This is a genomic window from Stenotrophomonas sp. FR012 (assembly GCF_047520565.2).
In the GTDB taxonomy this organism is placed as follows: Bacteria; Pseudomonadota; Gammaproteobacteria; order Xanthomonadales; family Xanthomonadaceae; genus Stenotrophomonas; species Stenotrophomonas sepilia.
The window spans coordinates 279,342-301,785 of sequence record NZ_JAXBQL020000004.1 but is presented as its reverse complement, the minus strand read 5'-3'; the positions used below and the strand labels follow the sequence as shown (position 1 = coordinate 301,785).

Below are 22,444 nucleotides of genomic sequence, written 5' to 3'. Positions count from 1 at the left end.
ACTGACTGCCGAGCGGTGATCGCGCGAGCGGGGAATCGATCGCAGCCAAACAAAAAAACCCTGACCGGAGTCAGGGCTTTTCAATTGGAGGCCTCAAGCGGAATCGAACCGCTGTAAACGGATTTGCAATCCGGTGCATAGCCACTCTGCCATGAGGCCAACGTACTGCGCGCCAGGAACGTAGCCCTGACAAGACAAAACCCCAAGATGGGGCCTGTCGGAACATGGAGCGGGAAACGAGACTCGAACTCGCGACCTCAACCTTGGCAAGGTTGCGCTCTACCAACTGAGCTATTCCCGCGTAAGCCGACATGCTACCGGAAATCCGGAAAACACACCAGCGATTTCACTTTTCTGACTGCGCGTAAAGCCTTGTGGCCCAACGTGCCCCGCCTTGCCGTGGCGGGAGAAAAACAAGGCCCCTACCGGGGCCCTGTAGAATCTGGAGCGGGAAACGAGACTCGAACTCGCGACCTCAACCTTGGCAAGGTTGCGCTCTACCAACTGAGCTATTCCCGCAGATTCCATTCGACCTGCGTCGAAGGAGCGCTATTGTGTCCAAATTCCTTCACGCCGTCAACAGTCTTCACATCATGCGGTCACGGGCGTCCGCACTGGGTTACGCTGCCCCGCCCAAGCACGGACACCCCCGATGCCGAGACGCTACGTCCGTCTGTTCTGGTTGCTGGTCGCGCTGACCTGGTTGGCGCTGATCGCCGCACTTGTCAATGCTGGCTTCACTCCGGACTACTGGCTGCTGCATCGCCTGGAAGGCGCCCAGCTGCCCTATCCGACCAGCACCGTCATCGTGTTCGCGTTGCTGGGCACGGTTGAACTGGTGGTGGCGGCACTGATCGTGCGCCCGTGGAAACTCAAACGCCTGTGGCTGCGCCTGCTTATCGCCTTCGCCCTGCTGCTGGTGTGGTCGATACCGTGGATGCTGTCGGCGATGCACCAGCCGCCGGTACAAGGCATGCACCTGCTGTGGTTGCTGCTGCTGGACGTGGGATTGCTGCTGGCGCTGTGCGTGGTGTCGGCGGTGAGCGCGTGGCGGGCGCTCTGGCGGCGCAGGTCACCACAGACTCCCCCGCCGCAGCGCTAGAGGCCTACTTCCGGAACTCCACCCGCACATGCTGGCCGAAGCGCGCCTTGGCTTGCCCGTCGAACTCCAACACGCACTCCACCACCTTGGCCACGCCACGCCCTGCATCTTCAGGCAGGCGTGCCTGCGCGAACACAGGGCTGATGCGTACCACGCGTGCGGTCGGCAGCGTGCCGGTGTTCTCGGCACCATCACTGTCCGGTACCACCGCCGCTTTCATGCCTACCTGCACCGCATCGGCGTAGGCGGCGCTCAGTTCGGCGCGCACCTGCAGCGGGCGCGCCGGCAGCAACGAGATCGCCGGCTTGCCCGCCTGCACGAAGGCACCGACGCCCGGCACCTGGCCGACCACGGTGCCGGCTTCCGGCGCGCTCAACGACATCTGCTGCAGTTTCAGCTTCGCGTGCTCCAGCTTGTGCTGCGCCATGTCGACCTGCGCACCGGCCACGTCGACATCGGCGCGCACGCCGGCCAGCTGCTGTTTGGCTGCATCAGCCTGCTGGTTCGAGGACACGCCTTCGCTGGCGCCCGTGGACAGGCGAGTGGCATTGCGCTCCAGTTCGCGCAGCTGCGCCTGGCTGCCCTTCAGGCGGTCATTGGCCAAGGCCAGATCGGCGCTGGCCATCGCCACCTCCTGCTGCAGCAGGGCACCATCCAGAGACAACAACAGCTGCCCCTTCTTCACCGTGGCGCCTTCCTTCACCGGTGCGGCGATGATCGAGCCATCCACCGGCGGTGCCAGCGCGATCAGGCCACCTTCGACGTCAATGATGCCCCGCGCCACGGCGACCTTGCCGGCGGCGGCAGTACCCTCCTTGCCTGGGGGAGCCGATGCAGCGGTGGGCGCTTCCCTGGAACAGGCGCCGAGCAGCAGTGCCGCGGACAGGGCCAGGCTGAGGGGAAGCAGATGCGACGTCTTGGTCATGGGGCGGACTCTACGGTTTCGTTCTGGCGGCGGTCATCACGGACCATGCCGTCTTCCATGGCGATCACCCGATCGGCATGCCGGATCAGGCGCGGATCGTGGCTCACGCACAGCACGGTGGCGCCATGCGCACGTGCGTAGCGATGCAGGATGTCGATCACGCGCTGGCCGTTCTCGGCATCCAGCGCGCTGGTGGGTTCGTCTGCGAAGATCAGGGTCGGCGACTTGGCAAACGCGCGGGCAACCGCCACGCGCTGTTTCTCGCCACCGGACAGCTGCGCCGGGCGCATGTGGCTTCGATGGCCGAGGCCGACTTCTTCCAGCGCCTTGCGGGCCAGCGGCTCGCTTTCGCGATTCCGCATGCCGCGGTATCCCAGTGGCAGCTGCACCTGCTCCAGCGCGGTCAGTGCCGGGAACAGGTTGAAGCCCTGGAACACGAAGCCGACATGGTGCAGGCGGAAACGCTCCACTTCACTGCGGGTCATGTGGCCCACGTCCTGGCCCAGCGCGTGCACGTGACCGCCATCGGGCGCGGACAGGCCGGACAGCAGCGACAGCAGCGTGCTCTTGCCGCAGCCGGACGGGCCGGATACCAGGGTCAGCTCGCCGGGATAGATGTCCAGCGACAGGCCACGCAGCACCGGCACCTGCACATCACCGGACATGAAGCCTTTTTCCAATGCGTCGGCCTGCAGGGTCGGGGCGACGGTGCGTGCGGAAGTCATCGGCCGGTCCTCAACGCAGCAGCAACGATGGATCGGAGCGGACGACACTGCGCACCGCCATGATGCTGGAGAGCATGGCCATCACCGCCACCAGCGCCACGCAGCCGAGGATCACCATCGGCGTCAGCTGCACCGGTACGCGCTGGGTCTGCGCGATCAGCAGCACCACGGTACTGAACGCCGCCGCCAGCAGCATGCCCACGCCACCGATCAGCAATGCCTGCTCGAACACCACCCGTGCCAGCGCATAGCGGCCTGCACCGAGTGCATTGAGCGTGGCGTACTCGCGTACCGAGCCGGCCACCACCGAGGCGAACGACTGGTTGGTGATCACCGCACCGACGAAGCAGACGATGACGGCCATGAACAACACGGCGATACCTGCGCCGGTATCGAACAGCCAATACTGCTGCGAACGGCTGGCGAACGCTGGCGCGGTCCAGAACTCGACCGGTGTGGCCTGGCCCATCGACGCGGCCAGGCGGTCACGCACGCGGTCGGCCAGTTCCGGCGAGCGCAGGCCCGCCACGAAATAGGTGCTTCCCTCGTGTGGGTCGGTGCCGGCGATGGCGCGCGCGGTGTCCAGCGAGGCCAGTACATTGACACCGCCAAGGCCCCGCAGGCCCGGTTGTGCAGCGACCACGCGCACCGCCTTGCCATTGATCCAGGCACGGTTGTTCTGCAGGTCCACGCCCAGCGTATCCAGATCGGCGCTGTCGACGATCACCGCACCCGGCTCGCGCAGCTGCGCGCGCAGGTTGGCAGGGAGGATGCGCGCGAACATCATCGCATCGTCCCGGGTGGAGATACCGGACAGGTACACCGACACATTGCCGGTGCCCTGCGCGCCGGATCGCCATTCGCCATCGACCCACTCGTAGGGCTCGACGCGGGTGACATCCGGGTCCATGCGCAGATGGCTTTCCACATCCGCGCTGATTGCATGGCCGTAATTCACACTCTGGGTGCCGGGGAAACCGGCCCAGATATCAGCCGAGGACGCTTTCACATAGATCGCAGCGGTACCGAAGATGCCCAGCACCAGTGCGGCCTGCACGATCAACAGCACACCGGCGAAACACATCGCCAGCACCACCGGCAGGAACCGGCGCCACTCATAGGCCAGGGTCTTGCGGGCGAGTGCGATCATTGGGGTTCGCCCTCACCCTCGGCAGGCAGCGGGGCGCCGCCGAGGGCGCGGTACAGCGATGCAAAGGCCAGCACGCGCGCACCCTGCGCAGCGATCAGATCAGCCTGCGAGGCGAGTGCGGCGCGTTGCGTGTCGAGTCCATCGAACTCGCTGGACAGACCCAGCTGCACCTGCCGCGCCTGGCGCTTGACCTGCTGCCCGGCGGCGTCGTTGGCCGCGCGCAACGACTGGATGCTGCTGTCCTGCCGCGCCAGGCTGCCCAGCGCGCCTTCCACTTCGCTCACGCCTTCCAGCACCGCCTTGCGGTATCCCAGCAAGGCGGCATCCAGCTGCTTTTCATTGGCATGGAAGCGCGCGCGACGCTGGCCCCAGTCCCATAGCGGAATATCGATGTACGGGCCGATCGACGGGCTCGAATCGGAATTGGAGCGGGCGTTCTGGGTGAGGTTGTACGCGTACAGGATGGAGCCGCCAAGGCTGACCCGTGGATACATCGCTGCGCGCGCCGAACCCTTGCTGGCCGCTGCCTGCATCACCTCTGATTCGGCCAGCAGGATCTGCGGGCGGTGGCGCAGCAGATCCGCAGGGACCTGCTGCAGCGAGAATGCACCGAGCTTCGGCGGCGCGCGGTACGCGCGCCAGGCGGGATCCGGCCCGTCACGCCCCAGCAGCAGCGCCAGCGCGCGGGCCGCGTTGTCCGCATTTTCGCGGGCCTGCGCCGTCGCTGCCCGGGTCGCCGCCTGGCGCGCGCGCAGGCGTTCCAGCTCGCCCGGCTCATCCAGGCGCAGGCGCAGGCGAACCCGTGCCAGTTGTTCGCCGCGATCATCCACGGCCTGCTGTCTGACCAGCAGATCCTGCTGGGCCTGCGCTACGGTCAGGTCCAGATAGCTGCGCACCACGTCGGCAATCACCGCCACTTGTGCGGCATTGCGCAACGCCTCGGCATTACCGGCCGAGGCCTGCGCGCTGAGATGGGCACTCTCGGCGGCGCCGAACAGGCCCAGGTCCCAGATCGCTTCGATGCCCGCGTGGAAATAGGTGTCGACCGCGGCGGCGTCCTGTACCTGCTTGGCGCTGGCCGAGATCTCCGGCAGGAAGCGCGAATCCGAGGTGCCGGCGACGATCCGCACTGCCTGCAGGCGCAACGTGGCCTGCTGCAGATCAAGGTTGCCGGCGATGGCTTGATCGACCAGGCCGTCCAGCGCCGGGTCGGCCAGCACCTTCCACCACTGCCTGGCCTCCACCGCCACGCCCTGGCCCTGCGGCACCTGGGTCCAGGTGCTGGGGGTGCGATCAGGCAGGTCCGGAGCCGGCACCGACATGCAACCTGCCAGCGCCAGGCTGGTCAGCAGTGCGCCCGGGCGCAGCAATGCCTGCAGGGAGAGTCCGCGCCCGGTCCTGGGCACTGCCACTGGAGTGATACGCCTGACCACCAGCCCGCCAACGTGTAGAAGGAGCATGAAGGCTACCGTGCGATTGTGGAGCGAACATGGAGAATTGGTCCGAAAACGGTCACAACACGCGTGCGGTTCAGGCAACGATGGTGTTGGCCTTTCGCCAGCCTTTCAGTGCATGCGACGCGCGGAACGCTGGTGCAACATCCAGGCCATTGCGTCTTGTTGACGCGCTCTCCGCTTCCCTCGCCTGCGGTCGTCCCCACGACCGATGCGTCCCGCCATTCCGATTGCGACACTGACCTCGGATTCGTCACGCCGGGCGAGTGATATCACGCCCGCTATGAAGATGCTGTGGCGCGACTGTAGCGGCCCCTGCCGCCAACATCATGACAAATGAAAAACGCCCCCTTTCGGGAGCGTTCTTCATGAATCTGGAGCGGGAAACGAGACTCGAACTCGCGACCTCAACCTTGGCAAGGTTGCGCTCTACCAACTGAGCTATTCCCGCAGATTTCGTTCGACCTGCGTCGAAGGAGCGCTATTGTGTCGATATTGCTGCACGGCGTCAACAGGAATTTTTACGGGAAGCGAGGAACGGCGCCCAGGCACGCCTGCCGGCACCCTTCACGCGCGCACGCCACGACGATGGAAATAGATCTGCTCGGCGATGCGCCGCGTGGCGGACGTATGCAGCAGCGCGTTGAGCGGCCAGTCGGCCTGCAGATGATCCATCGCCCAGCGCAGCAGACGCTTGCCGTGGAATGCCGGCGCCACCTGCCGCGCCACCCGTTCCGCTTCCGGCCCTTGCCCACGCAGATGGCGGGCAATCGCCTCGCCGACCGCCCAGCCGTGCCGCCACGAGGAGTGAATGCCCCCGGCGGACAGCGGCGAGACGATGCCCGCCGCGTCGCCGGTCAGGATCAGGCGCTGGCCGGTGATCGGCCCGTCCGGCCGGCCGCAGGGCACCAGGCCGGCGCGGGTGGCCGAGGGGCGCGCCGAAGGCGGAATGTTGACCACACCGCGCACGTGGTCGAGGAAACCCTCAATGTCCGGCGGCCGCACCCGTTGCGGATCGTGACGCAGCGCCAACCCGACCTGCAGACCGCTCGGATTCTGGGCGACCCAGCCGATGTAGCCCGGGGCGTAGCGCTTGCTGACGAAGCAATGCAGCGCATCGCCCTGCACCACCTGCTGACCGGCGAACTCACGTTCTACGCCGTAGAGGTTGTCACGTACCTGGCCGAGGCCAGTGCGCCGGGCCACGCGTGAGCGCGCGCCATCGGCGCCAACCAGATAGGCGCAGCTCCCTGCCCCTTCCACCTGCCAGCCGTCACCGCGGCGACGGGCGTCGGTGAAGGACTGCTGCAGGCGCAGGTCGACGCCGTTCGCGTGCAGTTCGCTGGCCAGCCAGCGCATCAGGTTCGGCGTATCGGTGGTGAGTAAGTAGTAACCCGGTGCGGCCAGCAATACGCTGCGCAGGTTCGGCGCATAGAGGCGCACGTTGGCGACCCGTTGCACCAGATGTTCGGGCATGCGCCCCAGCCAGGTCTGCTCCATCGCTTCCTTCACCACGATGCCGGTGGTGTGCAGCCGCCCGCCGGGGTCGGCCTTGCGTTCCACCACGCAGACGCGCAGCCCGTACTGGACAGCGGCCAATGCGCAGGCGGCACCGGCGAAACTGGCGCCGACGATGACCACATCATGGTCGTAGGCGGAAGGAGTTTGGGGCATGGCTGCATCGCTCTGGAGGAACACAGATGCAGCTTCGAACTGGCGCGTGGCGAGGCGAAGGAGTGGCGGTGAAGTGGGGATGAAGCAGGCGCCAGGCAAACGAAAAACGCCCCCTGTCGGGAGCGTTCTTCTTGAATCTGGAGCGGGAAACGAGACTCGAACTCGCGACCTCAACCTTGGCAAGGTTGCGCTCTACCAACTGAGCTATTCCCGCTTGGGAGGCGAAATTCTACCTGTTCCAAGGATGGCGTCAAGCGCTTTTTCTCAGGGTCTGCGAGGCACCTTGCATTGCGTATCCACGCATGGCGTGGATCTACTACAGGATTCCCACAAACCGATGGATCCGCACCATCGGTGGACGCAGCATTTCCAGTAGATCCACGCCATGCGTGGATGGGCGCATCAATGGGGTCAGAGCCCTTTCCTTCGGAAAGGGATCCGACCCCGGGGCTCAGTTGCCCAGCTTCTTCTGCCGTGCACGCTCGCGCGCGGCGCGCTCGTCATCGCGCAGGCTCGGCCAAGCGGCGTGCAGGTACTGCAGGCCCGACCACAGGGTCAGCACCGCGGCAATCGCCAGGGTCCAGTCGCCGATGTGGAACACCGGCCAGCCCATCCAGATGTCTTCCACCGGCACGTTCGGCGCCACCGAATACAGCAGGCACAGCAGCGCGACCATCTGCGCGGTGGTCTTGATCTTGCCGATCATCGCCACGCGCACCTTGGCGCGCTGGCCCAGCTCGGCCATCCACTCTCGCAGCGCCGATACCGCGATCTCGCGGCCGACGATCACCGCCGCCCAGAATGCCATCCACGGCGTCGGATGGCCCTGCACGATCAGGAACAGCGCTACTGCCACCATCAGCTTGTCCGCGACCGGGTCGAGGAACGCGCCGAAGGCCGACTCCAGCTGGTAACGGCGTGCGATCCAGCCGTCGAGCCAGTCGGTGATCGCGGCCAGGCCGAAGATCGCCGCCGAAGCGAAGTTGGTCCAGGTGTAGGGCAGGTAGAACACCAGCACCAGCACCGGGATCATTACGATCCGCAACAACGTCAGCCAGGTGGGCAGGGTCAACTTCATGCTTGCGTGCTTCTCTCTCTACTCGGCCGCATCAGGCGTGGCCAACCCGTGCAGGTTAGCGTAGATACGTGCCGCGAGGGCGTCATTGATGCCTTCCACCTTGGCGATTTCCGCTTCGCCAGCGGCTTTCAGGCCCACAAGACCGCCGAAATGCTTGAGCAGGCTGGCGCGGCGGCGCGGCCCGATGCCGGGGATATCCTCCAGCTTGCTGGTCATCCGCGCCTTCTGCCGGCGGCCGCGGTGGCCGGTGATGGCGAAGCGGTGCGCCTCGTCGCGCACCTGCTGGATGAACTGCAGCGCCGGGTTGGCCGCGCCGGGGCGCAGCTCGCGGCCGTCGGGCATCACCAGCGCTTCATGGCCAGCGCGCCGCTCCACGCCCTTGGCCACACCCACCAGCAGCACGCCTTCCACGCCCAGGTCGGCCAGCGCGGCCTGGGCCTGTGCCAGCTGGCCGGCGCCGCCGTCGATCAGCAGCACATCCGGCAGCACGCCCTGCTCTTCCACCGCGCGGCGGAAACGGCGGTCGATGGCCTGGCGCATGGCGGCATAGTCGTCGCCCGGCTCGATGCCGCTGATGTTGAAACGGCGGTACTGCGCGCGCACCGGACCGGCGGCGTCGAACACCACGCACGAGGCCACAGTGGCCTCGCCCAGCGTATGGCTGATATCGAAGCACTCGACCCGCTTGACCGGCTCGGCCAGGCCCAGCATCTCGCGCAGTGCATCGCTGCGCGCATGCTGCGCATTGCGGCTGTTGAGTTCAGTGGCCAGGGTCAGCTGCGCGTTGCGGCTGGCCAGCTCCACATAGCCGGCGCGCTCGCCGCGCACGTTCCACTTCAGCTGCACCTTGCGCTCGGCCGAGGCCGACAGCGCCGCAACCAGCAGGTCGGCATCGGGAATCTCGCGATCCAGCAGGATCTCGCGCGGCGGCTCGAATTCGATGTAGTACTGCGAGACGAACGCGGCCAGCACTTCCTCCGGACTCTCCTCGCCGTTGGTGCGCGGGAAGAACGGGCGGGTGCCGAGGTTACGGCCATCGCGGAAAGCCAGCAGCAGCACGCAGGCCTGCGAACCCTGCATGGCCACCGCCAGCACGTCCAGGTCGGCGGCGCGGCCGTCCACGTACTGGCGCGTCTGCATGCTGCGCAGCGAGGAAATCAGGTCGCGCAGGCGCGCGGCCTGCTCGAACTCCAGGGCCTCGCTGGCGGCCTGCATCTGCTCGCCCAGCTCGCGGGTCAGCTCGTCGCTCTTGCCTTCCAGGAACAGCGCAGCACGGCGCACCGATTCGGCGTAGTCCGCGGCCGGCACCAGCTCCACGCAGGGCGCGCTGCAGCGGCCGATCTGGTATTGCAGGCACGGCCGCGAGCGGTTGCGGAACACGCTGTCCTCGCAACTGCGCAGCTTGAACAGCTTGTGCATCAGGTTCAGCGTTTCGCGCACTGCGGTCACGCCCGGATACGGCCCGAAATAGCGGCCGGGAATGGCGCGCGGGCCCCGATGCAGGGCGATGCGCGGCCAGTCCTCGCGGGTCAGCAGCACATGCGGGTAGGTCTTGTCGTCGCGCAGCGAGACGTTGTAGCGCGGCGACAGCGACTTGATCAGCTGATTCTCCAGCAGCAACGCCTCGGCTTCCGAGCGCGTCACGGTCACGTCCATGCGCGTGATCTGCGAGATCATCGACATGATCCGCGCGTTCTTCGGGCTGCCGTTGAAATAGCTGCCGACGCGGTTGCGCAGCGCGCGCGCCTTGCCCACGTACAGCAGGGTGTCGTCGGCCGCGTACATGCGGTACACGCCGGGGGCGGTGCTGAGCTGGGCCGCGAAGGCCTTGCCGTTGAAGGCCGGGGCGGGAACGTCGGTCATTCGCTGATCGGGACTTCGCTGAGCACGCCGCTGTCGGGGTCGAATCGCAGCACGGCATGGGCGTCGGTCTCGGCGATCCACACCGCACCTGCGCCCACGGCCAGGCCAGCCGGGCCGTGCAGGCGGCGCGGCAGCGGCTGGGTGGTCAGTTCACCGCCGCCCAGGCGCAGCGTGCGCAGGCGACCGTTGCCGGTGTCGGCGATCCACAGCAGCGGGGCGTCCGCGCCCAGTGCGATCGCCTGCGGGAACTGCAGGCTGGCCTGCGCGCGCGGGCCGTCTTCACTGCCGAAGCGCCACGGCCCCTGCCCGACCAGTGTCTGCACCAGGTCACCACGCAGTTGCAGTGCACGGATCGAGGATCCCAACGCATCGGCGACGTACAGCACCTGCTGCACCACGGCCAGCGCGGTCGGTTGCGCGAAGGCAGCCAGATGGCCACTGCCATCACGCTCGTCGATGGAACCACTGCCGGCGCGCCATTGCAGGCTGCGCTGGCCCAGGTGGTAGCTCCAGATGCGGTTGTCGCCGGCCATTGCGATGTGCAGCTGGTTGTCGGCGATGGCCAGGCCAACCGGATGGTCCAGCGAGACCTGCCGCGCCTGCGCCACCGGGCCCTCCACCGGCGCGCCGGGTCGCCCGTTGCCGCACAGCGTGTCGACGATGCCGGTCAGCAGATTGATGCGGCGCACGGCATGGTTGCCGGTATCGGCGACGTACAGCGAATCGCGCTCCAGCACCAGCGCCTGCGGGCGGTGGAACGCCGCTTCGGCGAGATTGCCATCCATGAAATCGGCGGTGCCGAGGCCGAACTGACGCAGGATGCGGCCGCCATGGCTGCATTCGAGAATGCGGTGATGACCGCTGTCGGCGATGTACAGACGTTCGGTGCTGACCGCCAGCCCCTGCGGGAAGCGCAGGGCCTGGCGCGGTTCCGGATGCAGTTCGCTGCCGCCACGCGGCGGCGCCGAAGGTGCGCCCTGGCACAGCGCGTTCAAGGCGCGCTCCAGTTCACCGGGCGCGCCCTGCCCGACCAGCCGTTGCTGTTCACGGCCCTGCGCGTCCAGCAGCACCATGGTCGGCCAGGCGGTGACGCCGAAGCGGCGCCAGCCATCCCAGTCGGCATCGAGCAGCACGGGCATGGTCAGGCCCTGACGGCGCAGCAGCTTCAGTGCGGCCGTGGCATCGCGTTCGAAATCAAAACGCGGCACCTGCAGCACCAGCGGCTGCAGCTTGCCCGGGTGGCGCGACAGCCATTGGCCGAACTCGGCCAGGCGTTGCGCACTCCAGGCGGAGGCCGCATTGACGAACAGCAGCGCGACCGGCCGGCCGCGCAGTTCGGTCAGGGTGCAGGGGGTGGCATTGAGCCAGGTGGCGAATTCGGGCAGGTCCGGGACGGGCTGGACGTTCATGACCTGATTATGCCGGAGTCGGCGTCATGCAACAGTCGTGCCACCGCACGTTTTGCAGCATCGTCGACCAGCGACCAGACCTGTTCGAAATGATCGCTGCCGCCGGTGTAGGGATCAGGGATGGCTACCCGCCCCTGCCCGCCGGACCAGGGCAGATACAACGCCAGCCGTTCACGCTGGGCCGCCGTCGCCAGGCGCCCGGCATCACGCAGGTTGGCCTCGTCGGCACACAGGATCCAGTCGAAACGTTCGAAATCCACGGCCTGCAGCTGGCGTGCGCGCAGGCCGCCGATGTCCACGCCGTGCCCGGCCGCGCAGGCGATCGCGCGGCGGTCCGGCGGCTCGCCCACGTGCCAGTCGCCCGTGCCGGCCGAATCGACCTGCACCCGCCCGGCCAGCGGCGAGGCATCCAGGCGTGCGCGCAGCGCGCCTTCGGCCATCGGCGAACGGCAGATGTTGCCGAGGCAGACGACCAGCAGCCTCATCGCGCGGCCATCGCCTGCAGCAGCCCCTCGGCGCGCTCCAGGTCCTCGGGCGTATCGATGCCCGGTGGGAACGGCTCGGGCGAGATCGCCACGCTGATCGGGTAGCCCGCTTCCAGCACGCGCAGCTGCTCCAGCGATTCGACCTGCTCCAGCTGGCCCGGCGGCATCGCCGCGAACTGCTGCAGGAAGCCGGCGCGATAGCCATAGATGCCGATGTGGCGCAGCCAGTGATGGCCGTCCGGCAGCGTGTCGCGGCTGCGTGCGAAGCCGTCGCGGTGCCAGGCGATCGGCGCGCGGCTGAAGTACATCGCCTCGTTGCGCACGTTGCGCACCAGCTTCACGACGTTCGGGTCGAACAGGGTGTGCGCGTCCTCGACGGTCGTGGCGAGAGTCGACATCGGCGCAGTGCCAGCGACCAGCGCATCGGCCACCGCGCGGATGCCGGTCGCCGGCGCGAACGGTTCGTCGCCCTGCAGGTTGACCACCACCGTGTCATCGGCCCAGCCGGCAATGCGTGCGCACTCGGCCAGGCGATCGGTGCCCGAGGCATGCGTGGTCGCGGTCATCGCCACCTTCACCTCGGCCAACCCGGACAGCGCATCGGAAATGCGTTGGTCGTCGGTCGCCACCCAGACCTCGCGGGCACCGGCCTGCAGCGCGCGGCGCGCCACATGCAGCACCAGCGGCTCACCGCCCAGCGGGCGCAGCGGCTTGCCCGGCAGCCGCGAGGCGGCAAAGCGGGCCGGAATGGCGACGACGAATTCGGTCATGCGGGCGGTTCTCGGCAGGCTCGTTACAACGGGAATGCGGCCAGCGGCGCGTGAATGCAAGCGCCGCCGCGCCACTCAGTTCGGTCGCAGCTTGTCCAGGCGATCGGTCAACGCCACCCAGAACGCGGCGGGCAACTCGGCGCGCAGCGGAACCGCGTAGTGCCAGTCGTTGCCGAACGCCCGGCATTTCACCGCATCCTTTTCGGTCATCAGTACCGGCAACTGGCTGCCGAAGGACAGGTCCTGCGGCTGGTAGGCCTGGTGGTCGGCGAACGCATGCGGCACCACGCCGATCCCGCGCGCGCGCAGCATGTCGAAGAAGCGCTGTGGATGGGCGATGCCGGCCACCGCGTGCACCCGCTGGCCCTTGAAGTACGCCAGCGGGCGCGCGCGGCCACCGGCCAGCGGCTGCGCACTGTCGATGTGCAGGGACATTGGCCACTGGCCGAAGCCACAGGCCTGTGCCGCGGTCTGCTCATCGGCCTGGCCGAGGTTGACCACGCGGAAATCGCACTCGCTCGCGCGGCTGACCGGCTCGCGCAACGGCCCGGCCGGGATCATCCGGCCATTGCCATAGCGACGCTGGGCATCGACCAGTTCGATCTCGATGTCGCGCGCCAGCCGGTAGTGCTGCAAACCGTCGTCGCAGACGATTACATCGCAGCCGGCCTCGATCAGCGCCTTGCCGGCGGCGACACGGTCACGGTCCACGCGCACCGGCACGCCGGTCTTCCAGGCGATCAGCACCGGTTCGTCACCGCCCTTCGCGGTTGGCGTATCGGCCTGCACCCACAGCGGCTTGTCGGCGTCTTCGCGACCATAGCCGCGGCTGGCCACGCCCGGCTTCCAGCCGGCCGCGCGCAGGCGCTCGACCAGGGCAATCGTCAGCGGCGTCTTGCCGGTACCACCGGCGGTGATGTTGCCGACCACGATGACCGGCACCGGCAGCGAGTGGCGCTTGCGCCAGCCACGCCGATAGGCGCGCCGGCGCAGTGCGGTGACACCTGCGTACAGCGGCGCCAGCAGGCGCATCGCCCACGGAACCGGGGTGCCGTCATACCAGTACGGCGGGGTCTGGGTGCCCTTGCCGGCCATCAGTCCTGCCTTTCGCGGAACTGCATGCTGTGCAGATGCTGGTACAGGCCGCCCAGTTCGAGCAGCTCCTTGTGCGTGCCGCGTTCAACGATGCGGCCATGATCCATGACCAGTACCTGGTCGGCATGCTCGATGGTCGACAGCCGGTGCGCAATGACCAGCGTGGTGCGTTCGGGCATCAGGCGCTGCAGCGCGTCCTGCACCAGGCGCTCGGATTCGTTGTCCAGCGCCGCAGTGGCTTCGTCGAGGATCAGGATCGGGGCGTCGCGCAGGATCGCGCGGGCAATGGCCAGGCGCTGGCGCTGGCCACCGGACAGCAGCGCGCCGTTCTCGCCCACCGGGGTCTGCAGCTGCTGCGGCATGCGTGCGATGAACTCCCACGCGTTGGCGGCTTCGGCCGCCGCGCGGATCTGCTCGTCGGTCGCTTCCATGCCATAGGCGATGTTGGCAGCGATGGTGTCATCGAACAGCATGACCTTCTGCCCGACCATTGCCACCTGCCGGCGCAGGTCGGCCAGCGGGTAGTCGTCCAGTGCCACGCCGTCGAGGGTGATGACACCGCCGCTGGGCTCGTAGAAGCGTGGCACCAGCCGGATCAGGCTGGTCTTGCCACTGCCGGAACGGCCGACAATGGCCGTCACCGTGCCTGGCCTGGCAACGAAGCTGATGTCGTCCAGGGCGATGCCGCTGTCCTCGCGGTAACGCAGCATGACGTGGTCGAACGCCAGTTCGCCCCGCACGCGCTGCACGCGTCGCTGCCCCTGGTCGCGCTCCACTGGCATGTCGAGGATGCCGAACAGGCGCTCGGCAGCGGACACACCGCGCGAAATCGAGGTCTGTACGCTGGTCAGGCGGCGCAGCGATGGAATGATGGCCATCATCGATGTCATCAGGCCCATGAACTGGCCGGCATTGAGCCGGCCGGCCAGGGCTTCGCGGGTCGACACCCAGACGATCACCGCCAGCGCCAGTGCGGCCAGGAACTGCACCACGCTGGAGGCGGCGGCGCGGGTGACCTCGACCTTCATGTTCAGCGCCAGCATGCGGTTGGCCAGGCGCGAGTAGCGCGAGATCTCATGCTGCTGGGTGCCGTGCACCTTCACTTCCTGCTGCGCGGCCAGCGACTGCTCGGCAGTCTGCGCCATGGTGCCCATGCCGTCCTGGATGCCACGGCTGATGCGCCGGTAGCGCTTGCCCACGTAGGACACGATGCCACCGATCAGCGGCACCACCAGCAGCATCGCCAGCGTGACCTTGACACTCATCTGCAGCATCACCGCCAGCATCGCGACGATGGTGAGGGTATCGGCCACCACGGTCTTCAGCGCGTCGGCGCTGGCCTGGGTGACCTGCTCGGTATCGAAGTTCAGGCGGCTGACCATCACCGGCGTCGCTTCGGTATCGAAGTGCGACGACGGCAGGTGCAGGTACTTCTGCAGCACCTGCTCGCGCAGGTCGCGGACCACGCTGCGACCGGTCTTGGCCAGCGTGTAGTCACTGACCCAGGTGGCCACGCTGCGCATCAGGAACAGGCCGAGGATGGTGAGCGGCAGCACCACGGCCGCGCGCGGCTGCGGGTCGACGAAACCTTCGTTGACCAGCGGCTCCATCAGCTTGGTGAAGTGGTAGCCGGCCAGGGCCTCGACCACCATGGCGATGACCGCGCCCACCATGAACACCCAGTAGGTGCGGGTGTAGCCCAGCAGACGTTTGTAGATCGGCCACACCGGCGCGTGATGGGAACTCATGGACGCACCTCTGGCGCAGTTGCAATGGCGATACGACGGAAACCGAGTTGACCGAGCGCGTCCTGCGCGGTCACCACGGCCTGGTAGGGAGTGCGTGCGTCGGCGCGCAGCAGCACGGGCTGGCTGCGGTCACTGCCGGCCACGGACGCGATGGTCTGCTTGACCGACTCGACGTCGCTGCGCAGCACTTCCTGGTCATTGATGAAATAGCGGCCTTCGGCGTTGATCAGCACGCTGAGCGAACGCGGCGGCTCGTTGTTGGGCTGCTGGCTGGCGGTAGGCAGCTGCACCTGCAGCGTCGAGCGCGCATCGAAGGTGGTGGTGACCACGAAGAAGATGATCAGCACCAGGATGACGTCGATCAGCGGAACCAGATCGATATGCGGCTCATCCTGGGAGCGGTCATTGCCGATACGCATCGATCAGGCCTTCGCCGTCGCGGCGTTGGCCGGTCGCGCCGGCGCGGCCGGGTTCATCACCCCGGGGCGACCGTCGAGCGTGTCCAGCAGGGCACTGGCTTCCTGCTCCATTTCCACCACGTAGCCGTGGATGCGGCCCTTGAAGTAGCGATGGAACATCAGTGCCGGAATGGCCACGATCATGCCCGTGGCGGTGCACACCAGCGCCTTGCCGATACCGCCGGCCAGCTGGTTCACGTCGCCCACCCCATGGTCGAGGATGCCCAGGAACATCTGGATCATGCCGATCACCGTGCCCAGCAGGCCCAGCAGCGGGCCGGCCGAGGCAATGGTGCCCAGCGCGTTGAGGAAACGTTCCATGCGGTGCACCAGGTGGCGGCCGGTGTCCTCGATGCGCTCGCGGATCTGGTCGCGCGGACGATTGCGGGCTTCCAGCGCGGCCGCCAGCAATGCGCCCAGCGGCGAGTTGGCACGCAGGGTCTGCAGGTGCGCCGGGTCAAGCTTGCCGCGTGCGGCCCAGTTGCGCACTTCCTGGCCGAGGCCGGGCGGCAGCACTTCAGTCCGCCGCAGGGACCAGAAACGCTCCAGGATGATCGCCAAAGCCAGTACGCCCAACAGCAGCAGCGGCACCATCGGCCAGCCACCGGCCTTGACCAGTTCCCACACGTTTCAACCCTCCGGCCCAACGGCCGCTTGTTTGATCGGCGATAGGATAACAGCCGACCGCGCCCGCCCAGCGGCATCCCACCACCTGGATGCATGGATACGCTGTTCACGCAGCTGCAGCCCTTGTGCGCCAAGCCATACGCGGATCGCCCCGGACTCCGCAGTGGACACCACCTCGGCTCCCTGCGCCTGCCAGCGCCGGACCACGTCCCGGCGCGGGTGGCCGAAGCGGTTCTGGTGCCCGGCCGAAACCAGCGCCAGCCGGGCTGACACCGCCGCCACCCAGGGCGCGCTGGAGCTGCCGCCGCTGCCATGGTGCGGCACCAGCACCACATCCGCCTTCAGCGCCGCCGGAGACGCCCGCAGCAGCGCCTGTTCGGCCGGGCGGCCGATGTCCCCAGGCAACAGGACCCCACCATGCGCGCTGGCCACGCGCAGCACGCAGCTGTCCTCGTTTTCAGCCCGCTGGCTGCCGGCATCCGGGTGCAGCACCTGGAAGTCGACGCCGTCCCAGCGCCAGCGCAGGCCGCGTTGGCAGCGCCCGGCTCCGGCGATCGTGCTGCCCGGCGGCGCCAACAGGGGCAGCTCCGGCAACTGAAGGCGCAGGCTCGGCAGGTTGCCGGCATGATCGAGATCGTCGTGACTGATCAGCACGCGGTCGGGCCGTGCCTGCCCCAGCGCCCGCAATGACGGAACCAGGACCCGCTCGCTGCCCTCACCCCCGATCGGCGGCCCCACGTCGTACCAGAGCGCATGCCGCGCGGTACGCAGCAATACCGCCGTGCCCTGCCCGACGTCGTGCACCAGCAGCTCCAGCTCTCCCTCGGCCGGCCGCTCGCGCAACGGCCACAGCAGCGGCAGGCACAGCAGGAGGCCAGCCAGCCCGCCCCCGGCACCGCGTGGCAGCAGCCACCAGAACACGCCCAGCAGCGCCGCCGGCACTGCCCAGGCCGGTGCCTCGGCCAACCACCACATCGCCTGTGGATGCGCCGCCAGTGGCTGCAGGGCCTGCCAGCTGGTTTCGAACAACCACGCCGCTGCGCGCCACGCCCAGCGCCCGGCGCCGTCATGCAGCACCTGCAGGGCGGTGCCGAGCAGCGACAAGGGCACCACCAGAAATGTCCACCACGGGATGACCGGCAGGTTCACCAGCGGCCCCAGCCAGGCGGTGCCACCGAACAAGGCGATGCCCAGCGGCAACAGGCCGACGCTGGCCACCCCTTGTGCGGCCAGGAACCCGCGCAGGTTGGCGACCACCCCACGCGGACGTCCCTGCGGCAGGCACCAGACCAGCCACAGGACGCCGCCGAAGCTGAGCCAGAAGCCTGCGGACAGCACTGACAGGGGCGCCGGCAGCAGCAGCGCCAGCGCCGCCAGTGCAAGCCCCTGCACGAGACCCAGTGGGCGCCGCCCGCTACGCGCCAGCGCCACCAGCCCGATCATCAGTGCAGTGCGCACGGTCGGCAATTCACCGCCGGCCAGCACCGCATAGCCCGCTGCGGACAGGGCCGCGGCGCAGGCCGCCGCCTGGGGGCGTGGCCAATGCCGGGCCAGCAGCGGGCACAGCCACCACAGCCCTCGACACAGCAACGCCCCCAGCCCGGCCACCACCCCGACATGGAATCCGGAAATGGCCACCAGATGGGTCAGGCCCAGCGCCCGCAGCTGATCCCAATCGGCGTCGGACAGGCCACGCGTATCGCCCAGGGCAAGTGCCTGCACGAAGCGCGCGGCTGGATGGGCCACCTGCGCGGCGATGGCGGCGCTGGTGCGTTCACGCCATGCCGGCAGGCCATGCGCGGCCTGAAGCTCGCGCGCGCTGGCCGGCGCCCGCACCGTGCCGTTGCCGGACACGCCGCGCAGCAGCGCGTGGCGTTCACCGTCGAAACCACCGGGATTGATCCGCGAACGCGGCGCCCGCACGCGCAAGGCCAGATGCCACTGCGCGCCGGCCAGGACCTGATGGCGCCCACGCCCGGCGTCGGTGGCGTCAGCGGCACGCCAGGCATCGTTCCAGGTGACCTGCAGGCGCTTGCCGCGCAGCGATGGCAGTTCGCTGCTCTCGCTGACCTGCAGCAGGAAGCGGGTGTGCGCGGCTCCATGGTCCGGCAGATCGATGACCCGTCCGCTGACCACCACATCCCGTGCTGGCTGGCCTGGCGGCAGCTGTTCCTGCATTGCCCAGTGCCCATGCATCGCCGTCCATCCGGCGCCCAGCAGCACGACCGCGGGCAGGCGCCCCCGCCAACGCAGGCCCCACCCCGCCATGCCAAGCACGATCATCACCGTGCTGACCCACAGCGGCGGCAGCCGCGGCAGCTGCACGCAGGCCAGCGCCCCCAGTGTCAGCGCCGCAGCGGCGCCACTGCCCAGCAAGGGAGACGGGGAAAGCTGGACGGCCATGGGTCCAGCCTGCCGCTACCGGCGGCAGCTTGCCTATCGGGACTTGCCCCGCAAACGCGTCAGCGCCGGACGCTACCGCGATGGAAATTGACCCGGAAGCTTGCGCCGCCTCCCGCAGCCTCACCGACACTGACCGAGCCACCGTGGTGCTGCACGATCTCCTTCACCAGGTGCAGGCCCAGGCCACTGCCGCTGCCCGCCGCGCGCAGGCGATGGAACGGCTCGAAGATCGCCTCGCGGTCGCCCACTGGAATGCCCGCACCCTGATCGCTGACCTCCAGCAAGCCGCGCGCATCCAACCGCACGCAGATGGTGCCACGGCCACCACCATGCACGATCGCGTTGTGCACCAGGTTGGCAATCACCCGCCCCAGCGCCAGACTGTCGCCGTGGATCCACACCGAAGATTCCGGCGCGTCCACTTCGAACCCATAGCCGGCGCCCACCACCAACGGCGCCAGGTCCGCGGCTGCCTCACGCACCAGCAGGGCCAGGTCCAGCCGCTGCAGTGCGCCGACATTGCGGTCAAGGCGCTGCAGATCGAGCAGATGCTCGGCAACATTGCCCAGCCGCGCCACGTCGGTCAGCAACTGCGACTTCAGCTCGCCCTGCGGCAGCTGAGACAGTCTCGCCTGCACCACGGCGATCGGCACGCGCAATTCGTGCGCCGCGTCGGCGAGGAACTTGTCGCGCGCTGCATAGCCCTGCTGCACCTTGTCGATGGCATCGTTGAAGGCTTCCACCAGCGGCGCCACTTCCGTGGAGACCAGCCGCGCATCCAGCCGCGCACCGGGCTGGCCGATATCCAGTTCCTTGGCCTGCTGCGCAGAACGGCGCACGCCGCGCATGGCACGGTGGATCACGGTCGGCATCACAAGCAGGGTGACCACGATCAGAGGCAGGAAGAACCACAGGCCGATCAGGCGCAGCACCATCAGCGCGCCATCCAGCAGCCCGCCCTTGGGCGCGCCACCGACCATCACGGTGATGCGGCGCCCGTCCTCGTTGCGGATCATCACCCGCGCCACGTCCAGGTAGGGGGGCACCAGCGAGCCCAGTTCCGTGGCGCCCACGGTCGGCAGCCGCGCGAGCATCGGCGCGTGGATGGCTGGGATGGTGCCGCGCTCGAGCCACATGCCCTTGTCATCCACCGCGGCGAACCAGAGATTGCCCCCGGCGTTGGCATCGAGCTTGTCCCAGCGCGCCTGGTCCAGCACCAGGCGCCCGCCTTCGCTGTGCACCGCCTTGGCCACCGCCTCGGCAACGAACATGTCCATACCCCAGGAGTCCTTGTCACCCCAGGTCAGGATCAATGCGACCACCGCGAACAGTACGGTGAAGGCCTGCGCCAGGAAGAGGCGCCAAGCCAGGCCAAGGGTGATCGAACGGATCGGACGGGCCATCTCAGGCCTCCGCCAGCAGGTAGCCGACGCCGCGGATCACGTGGATCTCCACCCCCGCCCCGGCCTGCTGCAGCGCTTTGCGCAGCTTGGAGATATGCGCATCGAGCGCATTGGATTGGATCTCATCATCGAACCCGTACACTGCAGCCTCCAGGGCACTGCGGGTAACCGTGCGGCCCTGCCGCATCGCCAACGCCTGCAGCACCAGCACCTGCCGACGTGGCAATGCCAGGGGCTGGCCCTCCACCTGTGCCTGCAGCGATTCGAAATCGAACTCGAGCCGCCCCAGCCGCAGGCTCGGCGTCACCATCGCCGAAGGCCTGCGCGATACCGCGCGGATGCGTGCCATCAGTTCCTCGATCGCCACCGGCTTGACCAGATAGTCATCGGCACCGACGTCCAGGCCTTCGACCTTGTCCGACAGCGTCCCCTTGGCGGTGAGCATGATCACCGCCAGGTTCGGCCGCAGCGCACGCGCCGTCGCGACGAATCCGGCGCCATCGCCATCGGGCAGCTGGCGATCGAGCAGCAGCAGCTGGTGCACCGGTTCGCGCAACGCGAGCGCGGCCTCGGCCAGGCTGCCGACCACATCGGCGACCACGCCCTGGCGCTCCAGGCCCGATTGCAGGGCGCGGGACAGATCAGGATCGTCTTCGACCAGGAGGATGCGCATCAGGGACTCGTCAACCGGAAACGCTGCCGATCATAGTGCCTGGCGCCGTGATTTTGCGCCCATGCATGCCGAACGCGCGGGCGCAATGTTCTGACAATGTTGCCCCTTCAGCATGCGCAGCCATCACCCGCAACGTGGCCGAACGATGCTGTCGCTGCCCCTGACAAGGACCCCCATGGCCTCCGTCTCCCACACTGCCGACGCCCACGCGATCCTGCGAGCGCCTGACCTGGACAGCGCCGAGCGCGCCTATCTAGGGCTGATGCCCGACCTTGAACATGTAAATGCACTGGCCCGCCGTGCAGTGGGCCTGTCACGCGTTGCCGACGCGGCACGCGGCTATGCGTTGTCGATGACTCTGGTCGGACTGCGCCTGCAGGAGCTGGAGATGGGCGAGCCAACGGCCAGGGAACATCGCCAGGCCACCCTGCGCAGCCTGCGCCAGGCCTTCAGCGCCTGACAGCACCCGCACAGGCACTGCCGCCGCACCAGCGGCAGCGGGAGTCATCGGGTCAGCAGGTCCCGCCACCCGGCAGGCCCGGCGCGGCAGCGTCGTTCAGCGCAGCGTGGTCCACGCCAGCAGCGCGCTCAGGATTGCGACCCAGATCACTGCCTTGAACGTGCCTTCCAGCATGTTGCCGCCGAACAGGCGTTCCAGGAGCGGATTGGGCCTGGACACCGGGACGTGATCACTCATGCGGCAGTTCCTTGCAGTAATTGCGCAGTTGCGCCGAGTCTACGCCTGCGCGGCCCGGATTCATCGCCATCTGCCTGCCTTTGGCGGCCCAATCCCCGCCTTCGTCGCAGGCCGGCTGCGGTGCCCGGCCGACCATGCCAGCCTGCACGCACTTTCCCGCTGGAGCACCGTGCCATGCCGATGCTTGCCCTGATCCTGCTGTTCTCCAGCCTGTTCGGCGACGGCTGCGGGCCCACCGAGGATGCCCTGCGCAGCCAGATCCTGCGCACCGAGGATCGGCAGGCCATGCATGAAGCGCAGCCCCTTCAGCTCTATCACCTGCGCCAGGACCGCGTGCTGCGGCTGGGCAGCCAGCAATCGACAGACGACACTGGCGCCAGCCCTCATCCTGCGCTGGCCCGGGTAGGTGTGGCGCAGCTGTGGGAACGCGTCGACGGCCACTGGCGCATCCAGCGTTCGATCAGCATTACCCACTGATTTCATGCCACTGAACCGGCACGGATGCAGCTTCGCTGGAACGCCAGGCTCCCCGGAACGAAAAAAGCCGGCCCCGGGGCCGGCTTTCATCGTTTCCACCACTTCACCGGCAACGCCGGGAGCAGGTGGTGGGCGGTACAGGGTTCGAACCTGTGACCCCTACCATGTCAAGGTAGTGCTCTACCGCTGAGCTAACCGCCCATCTTGTTCTTGCCGCCCGAAGGCTGG

At 68.0% G+C, this 22,444-nt stretch carries 21 protein-coding genes and 6 tRNA genes; 3 read left to right on the top strand and 24 right to left on the bottom strand.

Annotation, left to right across the window (positions count from 1 at the left end; genetic code table 11):
• Window positions 1-85: 85 nt before the first annotated feature.
• From ACM0O9_RS09585 to ACM0O9_RS09575, 3 genes are all read right to left on the bottom strand, one after another.
• Window positions 86-159, bottom strand: a tRNA-Cys gene (locus ACM0O9_RS09585).
• A 66-nt stretch (window positions 160-225) separates the two neighbouring features.
• Window positions 226-301 (bottom strand) — tRNA-Gly (locus tag ACM0O9_RS09580).
• A 142-nt stretch (window positions 302-443) separates the two neighbouring features.
• Window positions 444-519 (bottom strand) — tRNA-Gly (locus ACM0O9_RS09575).
• Window positions 520-652: 133 nt separating this feature from the next.
• Between ACM0O9_RS09575 and ACM0O9_RS09570 the strand changes: the two genes are divergently transcribed.
• Window positions 653-1,102 (top strand): hypothetical protein, encoded by a 450-nt coding sequence (locus ACM0O9_RS09570; protein WP_414604255.1) that lies wholly within the window; start codon window positions 653-655, stop codon window positions 1,100-1,102.
• Between the two features lie 4 nt (window positions 1,103-1,106).
• Here ACM0O9_RS09570 and ACM0O9_RS09565 read toward each other — a convergent pair whose 3' ends face one another.
• From ACM0O9_RS09565 to ACM0O9_RS09475, 19 genes are all read right to left on the bottom strand, one after another.
• Window positions 1,107-2,027: an HlyD family secretion protein gene (locus tag ACM0O9_RS09565; protein WP_414604256.1), complete on the bottom strand. Its 921-nt coding sequence runs from the start codon at window positions 2,025-2,027 to the stop codon at window positions 1,107-1,109.
• Window positions 2,024-2,752: an ABC transporter ATP-binding protein gene (locus ACM0O9_RS09560; RefSeq protein WP_414604257.1), complete on the bottom strand. Its 729-nt coding sequence runs from the start codon at window positions 2,750-2,752 to the stop codon at window positions 2,024-2,026. Before ACM0O9_RS09560 ends, ACM0O9_RS09565 begins: the two co-directional genes overlap by 4 nt.
• Before the next feature lie 10 nt (window positions 2,753-2,762).
• Entirely contained in the window at window positions 2,763-3,902 is a 1,140-nt protein-coding gene (locus ACM0O9_RS09555) for an ABC transporter permease (RefSeq protein WP_188239114.1), read from the bottom strand.
• Window positions 3,899-5,362, bottom strand: coding sequence for a TolC family protein (locus ACM0O9_RS09550; RefSeq protein ID WP_138952802.1), 1,464 nt, complete (start codon window positions 5,360-5,362; stop codon window positions 3,899-3,901). Before ACM0O9_RS09550 ends, ACM0O9_RS09555 begins: the two co-directional genes overlap by 4 nt.
• Window positions 5,363-5,731: 369 nt before the next feature.
• Window positions 5,732-5,807 (bottom strand) — tRNA-Gly (locus ACM0O9_RS09545).
• Window positions 5,808-5,923: 116 nt separating this feature from the next.
• Window positions 5,924-7,030 carry an NAD(P)/FAD-dependent oxidoreductase gene (locus tag ACM0O9_RS09540; protein ID WP_414604258.1) on the bottom strand — a complete coding sequence of 369 codons (1,107 nt, stop codon included), beginning with the start codon at window positions 7,028-7,030 and terminating at the stop codon, window positions 5,924-5,926.
• Window positions 7,031-7,168: 138 nt separating this feature from the next.
• Window positions 7,169-7,244: transfer RNA gene (locus tag ACM0O9_RS09535), tRNA-Gly, on the bottom strand.
• A gap of 237 nt (window positions 7,245-7,481) precedes the next feature.
• A complete protein-coding gene (gene pgsA, locus ACM0O9_RS09530; RefSeq protein WP_005412825.1) occupies window positions 7,482-8,108 on the bottom strand; it encodes a CDP-diacylglycerol--glycerol-3-phosphate 3-phosphatidyltransferase in 627 nt (208 codons plus the stop codon).
• Window positions 8,109-8,126: 18 nt separating this feature from the next.
• Window positions 8,127-9,971, bottom strand: a complete 1,845-nt coding sequence (gene uvrC / locus ACM0O9_RS09525) for an excinuclease ABC subunit UvrC (protein ID WP_005415984.1) — start codon at window positions 9,969-9,971, stop codon at window positions 8,127-8,129.
• Window positions 9,968-11,380 (bottom strand): NHL repeat containing protein, encoded by a 1,413-nt coding sequence (locus tag ACM0O9_RS09520; protein WP_005415983.1) that lies wholly within the window; start codon window positions 11,378-11,380, stop codon window positions 9,968-9,970. Before ACM0O9_RS09520 ends, uvrC begins: the two co-directional genes overlap by 4 nt.
• Window positions 11,377-11,865 (bottom strand): low molecular weight protein-tyrosine-phosphatase, encoded by a 489-nt coding sequence (locus ACM0O9_RS09515; RefSeq protein ID WP_065177369.1) that lies wholly within the window; start codon window positions 11,863-11,865, stop codon window positions 11,377-11,379. Before ACM0O9_RS09515 ends, ACM0O9_RS09520 begins: the two co-directional genes overlap by 4 nt.
• Window positions 11,862-12,635: a 3-deoxy-manno-octulosonate cytidylyltransferase gene (gene kdsB / locus ACM0O9_RS09510; RefSeq protein WP_053500516.1), complete on the bottom strand. Its 774-nt coding sequence runs from the start codon at window positions 12,633-12,635 to the stop codon at window positions 11,862-11,864. The genes ACM0O9_RS09515 and kdsB overlap by 4 nt, the downstream gene beginning before the upstream one ends.
• Window positions 12,636-12,710: 75 nt before the next feature.
• Window positions 12,711-13,730 carry a tetraacyldisaccharide 4'-kinase gene (gene lpxK / locus ACM0O9_RS09505; RefSeq protein WP_111127115.1) on the bottom strand — a complete coding sequence of 340 codons (1,020 nt, stop codon included), beginning with the start codon at window positions 13,728-13,730 and terminating at the stop codon, window positions 12,711-12,713.
• Window positions 13,730-15,478 carry a lipid A export permease/ATP-binding protein MsbA gene (gene msbA, locus ACM0O9_RS09500; RefSeq protein WP_049438204.1) on the bottom strand — a complete coding sequence of 583 codons (1,749 nt, stop codon included), beginning with the start codon at window positions 15,476-15,478 and terminating at the stop codon, window positions 13,730-13,732. Before msbA ends, lpxK begins: the two co-directional genes overlap by 1 nt.
• Complete coding sequence (locus tag ACM0O9_RS09495; protein WP_005415977.1) at window positions 15,475-15,897, bottom strand: ExbD/TolR family protein; 423 nt, start codon at window positions 15,895-15,897, stop codon at window positions 15,475-15,477. Before ACM0O9_RS09495 ends, msbA begins: the two co-directional genes overlap by 4 nt.
• A gap of 3 nt (window positions 15,898-15,900) precedes the next feature.
• Window positions 15,901-16,563: a MotA/TolQ/ExbB proton channel family protein gene (locus ACM0O9_RS09490; RefSeq protein WP_005415976.1), complete on the bottom strand. Its 663-nt coding sequence runs from the start codon at window positions 16,561-16,563 to the stop codon at window positions 15,901-15,903.
• A 3-nt stretch (window positions 16,564-16,566) separates the two neighbouring features.
• Window positions 16,567-18,966: a DNA internalization-related competence protein ComEC/Rec2 gene (locus ACM0O9_RS09485; RefSeq protein ID WP_414604259.1), complete on the bottom strand. Its 2,400-nt coding sequence runs from the start codon at window positions 18,964-18,966 to the stop codon at window positions 16,567-16,569.
• A gap of 59 nt (window positions 18,967-19,025) precedes the next feature.
• Window positions 19,026-20,369: a sensor histidine kinase gene (locus tag ACM0O9_RS09480; RefSeq protein WP_262221443.1), complete on the bottom strand. Its 1,344-nt coding sequence runs from the start codon at window positions 20,367-20,369 to the stop codon at window positions 19,026-19,028.
• 1 nt (window position 20,370) lies between these two features.
• Window positions 20,371-21,042 carry a response regulator transcription factor gene (locus ACM0O9_RS09475; protein WP_005415973.1) on the bottom strand — a complete coding sequence of 224 codons (672 nt, stop codon included), beginning with the start codon at window positions 21,040-21,042 and terminating at the stop codon, window positions 20,371-20,373.
• A gap of 175 nt (window positions 21,043-21,217) precedes the next feature.
• On the opposite strand from ACM0O9_RS09475, the gene ACM0O9_RS09470 reads away from it, so the two are divergent.
• Window positions 21,218-21,502 carry a hypothetical protein gene (locus ACM0O9_RS09470; protein WP_099542556.1) on the top strand — a complete coding sequence of 95 codons (285 nt, stop codon included), beginning with the start codon at window positions 21,218-21,220 and terminating at the stop codon, window positions 21,500-21,502.
• 96 nt (window positions 21,503-21,598) lie between these two features.
• On the opposite strand, the gene ACM0O9_RS09465 is transcribed toward ACM0O9_RS09470, so the two are convergent.
• Window positions 21,599-21,739, bottom strand: coding sequence for a hypothetical protein (locus ACM0O9_RS09465; RefSeq protein WP_005415970.1), 141 nt, complete (start codon window positions 21,737-21,739; stop codon window positions 21,599-21,601).
• A gap of 174 nt (window positions 21,740-21,913) precedes the next feature.
• Here ACM0O9_RS09465 and ACM0O9_RS09460 point away from each other — a divergent pair, with 174 nt between their 5' ends.
• Entirely contained in the window at window positions 21,914-22,216 is a 303-nt protein-coding gene (locus tag ACM0O9_RS09460; protein ID WP_164261021.1) for a hypothetical protein, read from the top strand.
• 126 nt (window positions 22,217-22,342) lie between these two features.
• Here ACM0O9_RS09460 and ACM0O9_RS09455 read toward each other — a convergent pair.
• Window positions 22,343-22,417 (bottom strand) — tRNA-Val (locus ACM0O9_RS09455).
• Between the last annotated feature and the right edge of the window lie 27 nt (window positions 22,418-22,444).

What these genes read in the sequence shown, in the direction of transcription:
- ACM0O9_RS09475 (WP_005415973.1), bottom strand. Translation starts at nt 21,042, where the DNA reads ATGCGCATCCTCCTGGTCGAAGACGATCCTGATCTGTCCCGCGCCCTG.
- lpxK (WP_111127115.1), bottom strand. Translation starts at nt 13,730, where the DNA reads ATGGCCGGCAAGGGCACCCAGACCCCGCCGTACTGGTATGACGGCACC.
- ACM0O9_RS09495 (WP_005415977.1), bottom strand. Translation starts at nt 15,897, where the DNA reads ATGCGTATCGGCAATGACCGCTCCCAGGATGAGCCGCATATCGATCTG.
- ACM0O9_RS09565 (WP_414604256.1), bottom strand. Translation starts at nt 2,027, where the DNA reads ATGACCAAGACGTCGCATCTGCTTCCCCTCAGCCTGGCCCTGTCCGCG.
- ACM0O9_RS09470 (WP_099542556.1), top strand. Translation starts at nt 21,218, where the DNA reads ATGGCCTCCGTCTCCCACACTGCCGACGCCCACGCGATCCTGCGAGCG.
- ACM0O9_RS09560 (WP_414604257.1), bottom strand. Translation starts at nt 2,752, where the DNA reads ATGACTTCCGCACGCACCGTCGCCCCGACCCTGCAGGCCGACGCATTG.
- ACM0O9_RS09485 (WP_414604259.1), bottom strand. Translation starts at nt 18,966, where the DNA reads ATGGCCGTCCAGCTTTCCCCGTCTCCCTTGCTGGGCAGTGGCGCCGCT.
- uvrC (WP_005415984.1), bottom strand. Translation starts at nt 9,971, where the DNA reads ATGACCGACGTTCCCGCCCCGGCCTTCAACGGCAAGGCCTTCGCGGCC.
- kdsB (WP_053500516.1), bottom strand. Translation starts at nt 12,635, where the DNA reads ATGACCGAATTCGTCGTCGCCATTCCGGCCCGCTTTGCCGCCTCGCGG.
- msbA (WP_049438204.1), bottom strand. Translation starts at nt 15,478, where the DNA reads ATGAGTTCCCATCACGCGCCGGTGTGGCCGATCTACAAACGTCTGCTG.
- ACM0O9_RS09550 (WP_138952802.1), bottom strand. Translation starts at nt 5,362, where the DNA reads ATGCTCCTTCTACACGTTGGCGGGCTGGTGGTCAGGCGTATCACTCCA.
- ACM0O9_RS09555 (WP_188239114.1), bottom strand. Translation starts at nt 3,902, where the DNA reads ATGATCGCACTCGCCCGCAAGACCCTGGCCTATGAGTGGCGCCGGTTC.
- ACM0O9_RS09570 (WP_414604255.1), top strand. Translation starts at nt 653, where the DNA reads ATGCCGAGACGCTACGTCCGTCTGTTCTGGTTGCTGGTCGCGCTGACC.
- ACM0O9_RS09515 (WP_065177369.1), bottom strand. Translation starts at nt 11,865, where the DNA reads ATGAGGCTGCTGGTCGTCTGCCTCGGCAACATCTGCCGTTCGCCGATG.
- ACM0O9_RS09465 (WP_005415970.1), bottom strand. Translation starts at nt 21,739, where the DNA reads ATGAGTGATCACGTCCCGGTGTCCAGGCCCAATCCGCTCCTGGAACGC.
- pgsA (WP_005412825.1), bottom strand. Translation starts at nt 8,108, where the DNA reads ATGAAGTTGACCCTGCCCACCTGGCTGACGTTGTTGCGGATCGTAATG.
- ACM0O9_RS09540 (WP_414604258.1), bottom strand. Translation starts at nt 7,030, where the DNA reads ATGCCCCAAACTCCTTCCGCCTACGACCATGATGTGGTCATCGTCGGC.
- ACM0O9_RS09520 (WP_005415983.1), bottom strand. Translation starts at nt 11,380, where the DNA reads ATGAACGTCCAGCCCGTCCCGGACCTGCCCGAATTCGCCACCTGGCTC.
- ACM0O9_RS09460 (WP_164261021.1), top strand. Translation starts at nt 21,914, where the DNA reads ATGCCGATGCTTGCCCTGATCCTGCTGTTCTCCAGCCTGTTCGGCGAC.
- ACM0O9_RS09480 (WP_262221443.1), bottom strand. Translation starts at nt 20,369, where the DNA reads ATGGCCCGTCCGATCCGTTCGATCACCCTTGGCCTGGCTTGGCGCCTC.